We start from the raw sequence: 12,161 nt of genomic DNA on the forward strand, positions 1-12,161 counted from the left end.
GTCTCCCCGCAGGCGGGGAGAGGTAAAAAATAGGGCCCTCGAAATAATCGGGGGCCCTATTTCGCTCAGGTTTTGGTCGCCTATTTCGGCGCGGCAGAGCTGGAACTGCTGGACGTTGCGCCGGTCGGCTTGGCGCCTTCGACCAGGGTGCCCGAGGCCGGCGCCACCTTGTCCTTGCCGGCAAAGCGCGTCGGGTCCTTCTTGACCAGATCGGCATCGGCCAGTTTGGCGCCGCGCGGATGGGCAATCGCCATCTTGACGTCGCCGCCGTACTTCAGCACGTCCAGGCCGCGCGTCAGTGTAAAGTCGCCCGTCTTGGTGTCGAAATCGTCCGGCGGCACTTCCTGTACCGCGTGGGTCGAGCGGCGCGTCTTGCCTTCGTCGGAGTCCAGCGCATTGGCATAGGCGGCTTCGGTATATTGCAGAGCCGATGTGGCGATGTATTTCGCCTGTTCCTTGGACTGAGCGACTTCGAGATCCGGCTCGATGCCGGTCTTCTGAATCGAGCGGCCGGACGGCGTGTAGTAGCGCGCCGTGGTCAGCTTGACGGCGTTGTTGTGACCCAGATCGATGACGCTCTGGACCGAGCCCTTGCCGAAGGTGGTCAGGCCGACGATCGAGGCACGCTTGTGATCCTGAAGCGCGCCGGCGACGATCTCGGCCGCCGAGGCTGAGCCCGGATTGGTCAGGACGACCAGCGGCATGCCCTTCAGCATGTCGCCCTTCTTGGCCTGGTAGCGGATGATGTCGTTGGCTTCGCGGCCGCGTTGCGACACGATCTCGCCGCCGTTCAGGAACAGGTCGGCGACGCCAACCGATTGTTCCAGAAGTCCGCCCGGATTGTTGCGCAGGTCGAGGACCAGACCCTTCATGTTCGGGTTCTTGGTCATCAGCTCTTCCAGCGCGACGCGGGCATCGTTGGCTGTGTTCTGCGAGAAGCTGGCGATGCGCAGATAACCGTATTCGCCTTCCATGCGGACGCGAACCGATTTGACCGTGATGACTTCGCGCGTCAGTGTCAGGTCAAACGGCTCGTCCTTGCCGGTGCGCACGACCGTGATGGTCAGTTTAGTGCCGGCCTCGCCCTTCATCTTGGAGACTGCTTCGTTCAACGGCAGACCCAGAATCGAGGTGCCGTCAATGGCGGTGATATAGTCGCCCGATTCCATGCCGGCCTTCATGGCAGGCGTCTCGTCCATCGGAGTCACGACCTTGACCGCGCCGTCTTCGCTGGTCACTTCCAGGCCGATGCCGCCGTAGGAGCCGCGGGTCTTTTCGTTGAGGTCGGTGTAGGAATCGTCGGACAGGTAGTTGGAATGCGGATCCAGGCTGGTCAGCATACCCTGCAGCGCAGAGGTGATCAGCTTTTTCGAGTCGACCTTGACGACATAGTTCTGCTGGACGATCGCCAGGACGTCACCGAACAGCTTGAGCTGCTCATAGGTGTCCGAACGTGGCGAGAAGACCGGCTGGTTAGCGTAGGCGACGGCGCCTGCGCTCAGGCACAGGGCGGCAAAACCGCCGAGATAAAGGTTTTTCATACAGTCCTCAAAGGGAGCCCCAACAGAGAGGAAGCACTCCCGGGCATCAAGGTTACCAGCCTACATATAAGAGTGTGAGTGTGGCGTAAACGGGGCGCGAGTCAGGAGCTTCCGTTTCCCGCCGTTTGTGACGGAAATGCCGTGACCGCTTTGATGACAGCATAGGACGACCTGCGTAGAAAATCCATACGGACTGCGCTGTGGCGGTCATAAGCGAGATTTTCATCTTTTTCTTCCATAGTGCCCAGGATCGCGAGGCGCCGGAAGAGCGCCGTTTCATAAATCGGTGGCAGAATGCTCAAATTACCGGGTTGGCGTATCGAGCCAAGAGCCAGGACCCTGTTTGCCCTGGTCGCGGTGGGCTGTGTCGGCTTTGCCATCGCCATCATCGCCCTGATGTACTCGTCCCTGGCGGTCGTCATCGACAAGGCCAATCAGATCTATGAAGCCCGGTCGATCGAATATGTCCAGGGTGCGATCAGTACGTCCATCAAGCGCATGACGGCCCGTGTTGACGACAACACCATCTGGGATGATGCGGTCGCGCACGTTTATCCCGCCACGCGGGATGACGACTGGCTGTACGCCACCTGGGGCGCGGTCGCCATGGATGGGCGCGACTATGACGGCGTGTACGTCCTGAACGAAGATTTCAAAGTGTTGTCCGCTTATGCATCAGGGCAAAACGTCGATTCTGCCGCGGTCGTTTTCGGTGATGGATTCGATGCGCTTATAACGCGGAATTCTCAAAGACTTCGATCCGGCCAGTCGGCGGTGTCGGGTCTCACCCGCACCCGGGACGGGATCGCCATAATCGGTGTGGGTCTTGTCCGGGCGACAGATGGAACCCTTGCCGGCCAGGGCAGCGCCAAACGCTATCTGGTCATGACCAGGCACCTGTCGCCCCTGATGCTGACCGACCTGTCGGAAACCTTTCGCATCGATGATATCCGGCTGACCGAGATGTCCGATGCGATTGAACCCTACTTGCAGCTGAATGACGCCAATGGACGGGGCGTGGGTCGGCTGAGCTGGACGCCCCGCCAGCCTGGCGGCGAGGCGGCGAAGGCGGTGCAGACGCATATCCTGATGATCGCCTTGCTGATCGGCGGTCTGATCCTGCTTCTGTTCGCGCTCGCCGGTTACAGCCTGCTACGTCTGTCACGGGGCGAGCAGGTCGCGCGCACCTTCGCCCTGACCGACAACCTCAGCGGCCTGCCCAACCGGCGCGCCCTGTTTGAACAACTTCAGCGGGTTGACAGCAAACGGGGGGCGGCGCACAAGGCTGTCGTCTTTATCGACCTGGACGGCTTCAAGGACATCAACGACATTTACGGACATGCCACCGGCGATAAGCTGATCATGATCGCGGCGGCGGCGCTAAAGGAATTCCTGCCCAACCATGGGTCTCTGGCGCGGATGGGCGGCGATGAGTTCGCTCTGCTGCTGGGCGGCAAGGATGCCGATGCACGCTGCCAGATCTTTGCCGAGAAGGCGCTGGACTTCCTGACCAAGCCCATTCGCATCGGCGAACGTATCGTCCAGATCGGCGCCAGTATTGGCATTGCGTCGGGCGATCTGAAAACCGTCCGCAGCCAGGAACTGTTCCGCCGCGCCGACCTGGCAATGTACCATTCGAAATCGTCCGGCAAGGGCCGTATCACCTGGTACGACGACGAACTGGACGCCCAGCGGACGCGCAAACAGGCCATCGAGACCGGCATTCGCGAGGGTCTGAAGCGCGGCGAGTTCGATGTCGTCTATCAGCCGATCATCGAGGCTCGCCACGGCACGATCGCCTCGGTCGAGGCCCTGGTGCGCTGGCCGCGCCGGCCGGAGGGCGAGCTTGTCCCCGACCAGTTCATCGCCCTGGCCGAATCGAGCGGTCTGATCCAGGCTCTGGGCCAGTTCGTTCTGCGCCGGGCGTGTCAGGAAATGGGCGATTTCCCTAATGTGCGGCTGAGCGTCAACATCTCACCGGCACAGTTCCGCGACGTCGCCTTCGAAAGCAAGGTGGCCGATATTCTGGCGGAGACAGGATTCCCGGCGCAACGGCTGGAACTGGAGGTTACCGAAGGCAATCTGATCGAAAACCCCGAGCGCGCCATTGCGGCCGTGGCAGCGTTAAAGGCCCTGGGCGTGACGATTGCACTTGACGATTTCGGCACGGGTTACTCCAGCATCGGCTATCTGCGTCGTTACGACTTCGACAAGATCAAGATCGACAAGTCTTTGGCCAGCCAGGTCGACCGCGATCCGCAGGCGGCCGCCCTTGTCGCCGGCACGGTCAATATCGCCAATGCCCTGGGGCTGGCGGTGACGGCCGAAGGCGTGGAAACCGAGGACCATGTCCGGCTCCTGCGGCTGGCGGGATGCCAGTATCTGCAAGGCTACTATTTCAGCCGGCCCAAGCCGCTGCATGACGTGCTGGGTTTGCCGGCGGAAAAAGCTGCGGTGAGGGCGTAGATCCCTTATCCTCCAACGCTTGCGGGGGATGCGGCGAGCCAATGACGCCGAAAGGCGTAATGCGTCGAGCCGGAGGGTGCGACAGTGCAACGGCTCCCCCTCCGCTTCGACGCGCTTCGCCCCATAGGAGGGCTTGCTTGCTCAGCACCTCCCCCGCAAGCGGTGGAAGATAAGTCGCAGTCTATTTCCCGGACACCGGCACCAGACTGGCCGGATTGATCGGGTCTTCACCCTTGCGCAGTTCCATGTACAGGATGGTCTTCTTGTCCGACAGGTTCGGCATTCGGCCAACCGGTTCGCCGCGGCCGACCGTCTGGCCCTTGTCGACATAGATCCGGCCGATGCCGGTCAGGACGATATGATAATTATTGCCAATGCCCAGGATCACCACCTGGCCATAGGAGGCCAGCGGACCGGCATATTCGACCTCACCCTCGGCTGGCGCTGTCACCTGCGAACCTGGCCGGGCCGTGTAATAGACGCCGCGACTTGACGGGGCTCCGCCCGCGCCGGCGTTCTGGCTTCCCGTCTGGCCAAAGTCGCGCACCTTTTCCCCGACGACCGGCGGGTTCAGCCGCGAAGTGTCTGCTCCCAGCATACCACGCAGGGGCAGGTTGCCGCGCACCCGGTCTTCCTTGGCCCGCATGGTCACGACATTGGCGTCCATGCGGTCAGCCTGACCCAGCAGTTGGTCCTCCAGCGCCATCTTTTGCTTGATGAGCCCTTCAATCTCGCGGCGCTGGCTCGAGACTTCGCTTTCGGAGATAAACAGGGCTTCGTTCTGCAAGGCGGCCTGGCGGCGGACATTGACCAACTGGGCATTTTCCTGGACCAGGCTCTGGGTGCGTTTTTCCAACTCCGGCGTGATCGCCTTCATGATGATGGCGGCCAGGACGGCGTCATTGGCCTTGCGCGGATTGATCAGCAGGGCGGGCGGCGGGTTGCGTGAATAGATCTGCAGCGCTGACAGCAGCTTGGCCTGTTTCGAGCGTTCGGTCGTCAGCCGGCGGGTGATGTCGGCTTCCTGTAGATTCAGGGTTTCAAGCTTGGCGCGGTAGATGGCGGCGCGTTGTTCCGACACGCCCTGACGTTTGGAGATATCGATGATGCGCTGGCGCAGCGCCTCGACTTCGAGAGCGACGTCGCGGGCGGTCTGTCGGGTCTGGTCGCTCTTGCGTTCCTCGGCACGGCGCTGGGCGGAGAGGGCGTCGAGGTCCGCCTGATCCTGGGCCGACAAGGGTTTGACGCGGACATTGGCGTCCGACTGCATCGCTCCGCACAGGGCGAAGGCGAAGACTCCGGTCAGCAGCAGACGGTACGACGAGCGGTGCATGCCACGGAGATAAGGTGTGTTGCCTTAATTCTCCATAAACGATGTTGCGATCAGTCGCGGTGATAGGGCAGTCCGGCCAGGATGGTTGTGGCGCGGTACATCTGTTCGGCCAGCATGACGCGTACCAGGGCATGCGGCCAGGTTTGCGGACCGAAGGCCAGCGAGAAGGCCGCCTGCTGGCGCAGGGCTGGGTCCAGTCCGTCGGCACCACCGATGACAAACGTCACCCGGCGCTCGCTGCGGTCTTTGAAGACCTCCAGCTTTTGCGAAATCTGGCGCGAAGTCAGAAGCTCGCCGCGTTCGTCGCAGGTGATCAGAATGCCGCCGTCGATGGCGTCGCGGATGACCTCGGCCTCGGCGGCCTTCAGTTGGGCCGAGGTCAGGTTTTTTGGCCTTTTTGGCCTCGACCTCGATCAACTCGACTGGCGAAATACCTAAGCCGCGTCCGGTCTGACCGGCGCGGCTCAGGTAGTCTTTAACGAGCGTGTTTTCGGTGGTCGCGCCCAGCTTGCCGACGGCGCATAGCGTCAGGCGCATAGATGTCTGCGTTTCTTAGGCGTCAGCCGGGGACAGCGACCAGATCTTCTCGATATTGTAGAAGGTGCGGACTTCCGGACGGAAGATGTGGACGACGACGTCGCCGACATCAATCAGAACCCAGTCACAGGCCGGCAAGCCTTCAACCTTGGCCTTGCCGTGGCCGGCTTCCTTGAGCGCGCGCAGGACGTGGTCGGCCAGGGCGCCGACGTGGCGGTGGGAACGGCCCGAAGCGATGATCAGGGTATCGGCGACGGACGACTTGCCCTTGAGGTCGATGCAGACAATATCCTGCGCCTTGTCGTCATCGAGACGTTCGACAATCAGGGTCTCAAGCGGCGGGAGAGTTTCATCGTGGGCAGCCTGAATCGTATCAGGCGTAACCGCCGGACTAGCGGCGGAAGCTTTCGGTTGCGCACCTTGCGCGGGTTGAAGAGACAGGGTCTGGGTTCCTTTATGGTCCACGATAAGGGGGGAGCGTATCACAAACACGCCCCGCGGTCATCCCATCAATGGGCTGATCACCTAATTTTTAAATGCCGGGGGCCGATTGGCGTCTTTGCGCCCGGATCGCGGTCGAGGAATGACCATGCAGCGGCCCCTTGAAGAAGGACCAGGCCGGGGCGGTCATGGCCGGCAGGATGCGCGCCTGGCGCTCCTTGATCCGATAATGCATGAAGCGTTTGGCGGCGTGCGAGAAGCGGGCGTTCATCATGGCGCCGGGGCGCGACACGATGGCGACGGGCACCATGGCCATGATCTGGAGCCAGCCGCGCCACTTGTGAAAGCTGACCAGGCTGTCGCCGCCCATGATCCAGACGAAGTGAACGCCGGGAAAACGCGCTTTCAGCGCCCGCAAGGTATCCAGCGTGTAGGTGGCGCCGATGCGGGTCTCGAAATCCGAAACGATGTCGTTGGGGCCGATAAACGGGGTGATCTCGGAGATGCGCTGGCTTAAGGGCGCAGTTTCGGTCTTTGCCTTCAGGGGGTTCTGCGGTGAGACCAGCCAGAGGATCCGGTCCAGCCCCATCTTGATCCGGGCGGTGTCGGCGACATGGCGATGGCCTTCGTGGGCCGGATTGAACGAGCCGCCGAACAGGCCGATCTTCATGCCGGGTTCGAGATGGAAGCCCGGTCTCAGGCCACCGTCACGAACGACGGGAGACATGGGAGCAAGACCGGCGCGCCACATCCCGTTCAGTTATCCCAGGGGCTGTAGGCTGCGGGCGCCGCGGCACCGCTGTCGTCGTCCTTGTCCTCGCGTTGTGGCGCTCGGCCCTGGATGATGGCCAGGGCAGCAAACAGCAGCTCGCGTACCCCTTCGCCGGTGACGCCGGAGATCAGGTGCGGCGCCTGGCCGGAGGCGCGTTTCAGCTTTTGCGCCAGCTTTTTGCGAGCGTCGGCGTCCATGGCGTCGACCTTGTTGATGGCGACGATTTCCGGCCGCAGGGCCAGGTCTTCGGCATAGGCTGCCAACTCGCGGCGAATGACCTTGTAGGCCTTGACCGGATCGTCCTGGGTGCCGTCGACCAGGTGGATCAGCACCTTGGTGCGTTCGACGTGGCCGAGGAAGCGGGTGCCGAGACCGGCGCCTTCGGAGGCACCTTCGATCAGGCCGGGGATATCGGCCAGGACGAAGCGCTGTTCGGGACCCAAGTCGATCACGCCGAGGTTTGGGGTGAGGGTGGTGAAGGGGTAGTCGGCGATCTTGGGCTTGGCCGCCGACGAGGCCGCCAGGAAGGTCGACTTGCCGGCATTGGGCAGGCCCAGCAGGCCGGCATCGGCGATCAGTTTCAGACGCAGCCACAGCCAGCGTTCCTCACCGTCCTGGCCGGGCAGGGCGAAGGTCGGGGCCTGGTTGACCGGACCCTTGAAGCGGGTATTGCCCCAGCCGCCATTGCCGCCCTTGGCCAGCAGATAACGTTTGCCTGCCGTATCCATGTCGACGACCAGGGTCTCGCCTTCTTCGTCGAGGACTTCGGTGCCGACGGGAACGCGCAGCACGATCTCCTCGGCATTGGCGCCGTGCATCTGACGGCCCTTGCCGTGTTCGCCGGTCTTGGCCTTGAAGTGTTGCTGGTAGCGGTAGTCGATAAGGGTGTTCAGGCCCTCTGCGGCTTCGATCCAGACGTCGCCGCCCTTGCCGCCGTCGCCGCCGTCGGGGCCACCGTTGGGGATGAACTTCTCCCGCCGGAAGGAGACGCTGCCGGCGCCACCGTTGCCGGAGCGGATGAAGATCTTGCACTGGTCGAGGAATTTCATGGTTTGGTTGTCTTGACGGAAAACAGGCTCAAGATCAATGACCTTGTGCTCAGGGGGAGGATAAGGGAGCGCGGAAGGTGGTGTGGTGCGAACTGAAGCGCTGTGGGAACCCCTCTCCCCGTTTTTCACGGGGAGAGGGAAAAAGCCTACAAAATACGGATCATGTGCAGCGCCAGGTGTTCGCCGCCGCGGGCGGTGGAAGCCTCCTGAGTCCGGCGGCCGGTGTACAGGAAATCCGCCTGGATCAGGGCCTGGGCCGCCTTGTCGTTGTCAGCGAAGTGCGCTGCATGGATGATCTGGTGCAGCTTGCGCTTCTTGACCCAGCGCAGCAGGGCGTCGATCGCCTCGACCGCAAGACCGTGGCCCTGATGCTCGGGTGCGACGAAGATACCGAGATTGGGGCCGAAATGATGCATGTCAGGCGTCTTGCCGCAGGTGGCGCGCGTCAGGGAGATCACCCCGATCAGGCGCTCGTCCTCCCGGCGGATGGCCCAGTAGGCGTACGGCTTGGCCATCATGTTGGCCAGCAGGCGCTCGGCGTCTTCGCGCTTGAACGGGTGCGGCACGGTGTGGGTCATGCGCGCCGACGACCTGCCGCAGAACACCGCCATCAGGTCGTCGAGATCCGTATCGCGCAGAGCATTCAGGCTCAGGCGCGAGGTTTCGATGCTGATGGCCCCGGAGCTGAGGTTCTCCGGGCGAACGGGGCCGTCGGCGTCGCTGGCATAGCTGTTCATGATCATGACTCGTCTCCGGGGCCCGTCCCTGTGCGACGAGGCTTGTCGCGCAGGGTTGGGCTTTATTTAGGGCGGACGTGTAACAGTTCGACCCTTGGGTTCTCAGAGCGGGATCACATTTTGTTTAAGCAAAACAAAAACGTAAAACGGGAGCCCGGTGAACCGGACTCCCGCTGCAACTGCGTCCGGATCGGCTTTGGAAAGCACGATCCGACATCGGAAAGTGCTTTTACTCAGCCGCCACAGCGGCCGGAATGATCGACACGTAACAACGGTCGTTGCGCTTGGTTGTGAACTTCACAGCGCCTGTCGCCGTGGCGAACAGCGTGTGGTCACGGCCAAGGCCGACATTGTCGCCCGGGAAGAACTTGGTGCCGCGTTGACGGACCAGGATGTTGCCAGCCAGGACGTTTTCACCGCCGAAGCGCTTTACGCCGAGACGTTTGGCTTCTGAATCGCGACCGTTGCGCGACGAACCGCCAGACTTTTTGTGTGCCATAGGAGTATCTCCTTAAATACAGTGCTTACGCTTCGTCAGCGGTTTCGGTGGTGGCAGCAGCCTTCTTCGGCGCAGCCTTCTTCTTGGGGGCTTCTTCGACCACGGCCGGTTCGACGACAGGCGCCGTGTCGAGATCGACGTCAGTGTCCAGAGCCGCAGCCAGCGAACGCGGCGCCAGGTTACGGGCGCGGGCGTTCAGTTCAGCCTTGGTGGTCAGCGAGACGGTGCCGTCCCACTTGATATCCTTGCCGCCGCCCAGGATCGAGGTGACGCGCAGAACGGTTTCGAACTGACGGTGGCCGTTGGTGCGGCGATAGCCCTGACGGCGGGTCTTCTTGAAGATGCGGACCTTCTCGCCCTTGCGGGTTTCGATCAGGGTCGCTTCGACGACCGCGCCATCGACCAGCGGAGCGCCGATGACGTCACCGACCATCAGCACTTCGTTGAACTTAACGGTTTCGCCCGGCTCGCCTGCGAGCTTTTCGACCTTGATCAGGTCGCCGGCGGCGACACGGTATTGCTTACCGCCTGTTTTGATGACCGCGTACATGGTCAGAACCTTTGCTCGGGCGCGGGGCTTTACGACGAAGAAAGCTCGCGCGGAAAAATGGAAAAACGCCCCAGGAACCTAGGGCTCCGGGCGAGAGGCGGCGACTTATACAGCGAAAAGCCTGTGAGTCAACGCTGTATGGGTAAATTGCGCGAATTTGCTCGTCGGGCCCATATAGCCGACCATGGGATCAATCCCACTTTTCGTCCGGATGGTGCGGGCAGGTCAAATCGCCGTCTTGCCAGGGCACCTCACGTTCGAAGCGATAGCCGGACAACTCGGCCTTATCAACGCTGTAGATAAAGCACCTGGCGTTGGCCGGGCCGGTGTCGCCGGAGAGGACATAATCCGCCTGCACCGAGACCAATATCCGGCTTGCGACATCGCCGATGTAGTTGGCATAATAGTGGTAGACTTGTTCACGCCGCCTATTGAGGCGTTTCAGGACGTCCGGAAAAAGCAGATCGGCCAGATTTTCGGGTGTTGCCGAGAGGCTTTCGGGGGCGAGAGCGATCACCAGGGGTTCGGTCCATCCGCTGCCGGCGAAATGATTGACGATCAGGGTGCGGCCATCCTTAAGCCAGTGAACACTCGCGCTGCGGTCCATCATGAAGGTGGTGACTGTCCTGCCGCTTCGGGTGTCGATGACGGAGACATTCCCTTCTGACTGGGATTCGGTGATTGTATCGGCACTCATCGCTATCAGCTTCCAGCGACAGTCCGGCGATATCGTCTCGACCGTCTTCCATAGAGTCAGGTTGATCGGTTTGTCGTTCGAGCAGACAACAGCTGGAATGTCGGCAGCAAGGACCATGGATTCCCCCTTTGATGATCCCAGTGTAAAGGAAATCCCGACGGAAAGCTTACACTTCCGCTTGATTTCGTGCGGCGAAGGCTTAACTAAGCCGCACAGATTTCCTCTATTACAAGATAACACCATGCCCGACAGCGCTGCCACCTCGACCAAGACTCCCGTCACCGTGCTGACCGGTTATCTCGGCGCCGGCAAGACCACCCTGCTGAACCGCATCCTGACCGAGAACCACGGCCAGAAATACGCTGTCATCGTCAATGAGTTCGGCGAGATCGGCATCGACAACGACCTGATTGTCGGCGCCGATGAAGAGGTCTTCGAGATGAATAATGGCTGCGTCTGCTGCACTGTGCGCGGCGACCTGATCCGGATTCTGTCGGGGCTGATGAAGCGCAAGGGGAAGTTCGACGCCATCATCGTCGAAACGACCGGCTTGGCCGATCCCGGCCCTGTCGCCCAGACCTTCTTCGTCGACGAGGAGATCAAGGCCAAGACCTATCTGGATTCGGTGACGACCCTGGTCGATGCCCGCCACTTCGACCAGGCGCTGAAGGACGGCCGCGAAGCCAAGGAACAGGTGGCCTTTGCCGATCATATCATTCTTAACAAGACCGACCTGGTGTCGCCGGAAAAGCTGGACGAGATCGAAGGGCGGCTGAAGGGTTTGAACCCGCTGGCCACCATTCAGCGTGCACATCGTTCGGATGTGCCGATCAGGACTCTGTTGAACCAGCACCGGTTCGATCTCAGCAAGATGGAGCAGGTCGAGGCGCATGATCATCATCATGACCACGATCATGGGCATCACGATCACCATGGGCATGAGCACCATCATCATGATAACCCGGCCCACGGTGAGCCAGGTCATGTTCATGATGAGCACTGCGGACACGACCACCATCATCATGATCATCACAACCATGGGCCGGCCCATGGCGAAGCCGGTCACGTCCATGACGAGCATTGCAGCCACCAGATCAATCCGATCCACGACGAAGAGATCAAGAGCGTGTCGCTGAGTTCGGAAGCGCCGGTGGATGGCGTCAAGTTCACCAAGTGGCTGGATAAGCTGCTGGCGGAGCAGGGGCAGGATATCCTGCGCGCCAAGGGCATCCTGAATGTCGCCGGCGAGGAGAAGCGTCTGGTCTTCCAGGCTGTGCACATGATCCTGGAAGGGGAGCTGCAGCAGCCATGGCGTGAGGGCGAAAAACGTCTGTCGCGCGCTGTGTTTATCGGCCGGCGCCTGGACCAGGCGGCTTTGAAGGCCGGGTTCGATGCGTGTGTGGTGCAGTAGAAGCAAATAGCCGGGGTTGTTAATTCTTCCCTCTCCCTACCTGAGGGGAGAGGACGAGAGCCGAACGAAGTGAAGGCGATCGGGTGAGGGGTTGAGGACGTTCGGCGACTACAGTGGCTGGCCGAACC

Annotated in this window: 12 protein-coding genes; 2 read left to right on the forward strand and 10 right to left on the reverse strand. The window is 61.5% G+C overall.

What is annotated here, in order from left to right; genetic code table 11:
• Positions 1–80: 80 nt before the first annotated feature.
• Positions 81–1,541, reverse strand: coding sequence for a S41 family peptidase (locus ABI_RS03455; protein ID WP_006271445.1), 1,461 nt, complete (start codon positions 1,539–1,541; stop codon positions 81–83).
• 294 nt (positions 1,542–1,835) lie between these two features.
• On the opposite strand from ABI_RS03455, the gene ABI_RS03460 reads away from it, so the two are divergent.
• The gene (locus ABI_RS03460) at positions 1,836–4,007 is read left to right on the forward strand and encodes a putative bifunctional diguanylate cyclase/phosphodiesterase (RefSeq protein WP_006271446.1); all 2,172 of its coding nucleotides are present in this window, start codon (positions 1,836–1,838) and stop codon (positions 4,005–4,007) included.
• A gap of 181 nt (positions 4,008–4,188) precedes the next feature.
• Here ABI_RS03460 and ABI_RS03465 read toward each other — a convergent pair whose 3' ends face one another.
• From ABI_RS03465 to ABI_RS03505, 9 genes are all read right to left on the reverse strand, one after another.
• On the reverse strand, positions 4,189–5,340 hold the full coding sequence (locus ABI_RS03465; RefSeq protein ID WP_006271447.1) for a murein hydrolase activator EnvC family protein: 1,152 nt from the start codon (positions 5,338–5,340) through the stop codon (positions 4,189–4,191).
• Between the two features lie 50 nt (positions 5,341–5,390).
• Positions 5,391–5,708 carry a 23S rRNA (pseudouridine(1915)-N(3))-methyltransferase RlmH gene (locus ABI_RS26090; RefSeq protein ID WP_309545679.1) on the reverse strand — a complete coding sequence of 106 codons (318 nt, stop codon included), beginning with the start codon at positions 5,706–5,708 and terminating at the stop codon, positions 5,391–5,393.
• Between the two features lie 184 nt (positions 5,709–5,892).
• A complete protein-coding gene (gene rsfS / locus ABI_RS03475; protein ID WP_309545662.1) occupies positions 5,893–6,363 on the reverse strand; it encodes a ribosome silencing factor in 471 nt (156 codons plus the stop codon).
• 46 nt (positions 6,364–6,409) lie between these two features.
• On the reverse strand, positions 6,410–7,045 hold the full coding sequence (locus ABI_RS03480; RefSeq protein ID WP_245531288.1) for a nicotinate-nucleotide adenylyltransferase: 636 nt from the start codon (positions 7,043–7,045) through the stop codon (positions 6,410–6,412).
• A gap of 29 nt (positions 7,046–7,074) precedes the next feature.
• Positions 7,075–8,139, reverse strand: a complete 1,065-nt coding sequence (obgE, locus tag ABI_RS03485) for a GTPase ObgE (RefSeq protein ID WP_006271452.1) — start codon at positions 8,137–8,139, stop codon at positions 7,075–7,077.
• Between the two features lie 146 nt (positions 8,140–8,285).
• A complete protein-coding gene (locus tag ABI_RS03490; RefSeq protein ID WP_006271453.1) occupies positions 8,286–8,882 on the reverse strand; it encodes a GNAT family N-acetyltransferase in 597 nt (198 codons plus the stop codon).
• Positions 8,883–9,105: 223 nt separating this feature from the next.
• Positions 9,106–9,375 (reverse strand): 50S ribosomal protein L27, encoded by a 270-nt coding sequence (gene rpmA, locus ABI_RS03495; RefSeq protein WP_006271454.1) that lies wholly within the window; start codon positions 9,373–9,375, stop codon positions 9,106–9,108.
• Between the two features lie 25 nt (positions 9,376–9,400).
• Positions 9,401–9,925, reverse strand: coding sequence for a 50S ribosomal protein L21 (gene rplU / locus ABI_RS03500; RefSeq protein WP_006271455.1), 525 nt, complete (start codon positions 9,923–9,925; stop codon positions 9,401–9,403).
• A gap of 190 nt (positions 9,926–10,115) precedes the next feature.
• Positions 10,116–10,739 (reverse strand): hypothetical protein, encoded by a 624-nt coding sequence (locus ABI_RS03505; RefSeq protein ID WP_006271456.1) that lies wholly within the window; start codon positions 10,737–10,739, stop codon positions 10,116–10,118.
• A gap of 124 nt (positions 10,740–10,863) precedes the next feature.
• Here ABI_RS03505 and ABI_RS03510 point away from each other — a divergent pair, with 124 nt between their 5' ends.
• Positions 10,864–12,033 carry a CobW family GTP-binding protein gene (locus tag ABI_RS03510; protein WP_006271457.1) on the forward strand — a complete coding sequence of 390 codons (1,170 nt, stop codon included), beginning with the start codon at positions 10,864–10,866 and terminating at the stop codon, positions 12,031–12,033.
• Positions 12,034–12,161 lie beyond the last annotated feature (128 nt).

It is taken from the genome of Asticcacaulis biprosthecium C19 (assembly GCF_000204015.1).
In the GTDB taxonomy this organism is placed as follows: domain Bacteria; phylum Pseudomonadota; class Alphaproteobacteria; order Caulobacterales; family Caulobacteraceae; genus Asticcacaulis; species Asticcacaulis biprosthecius.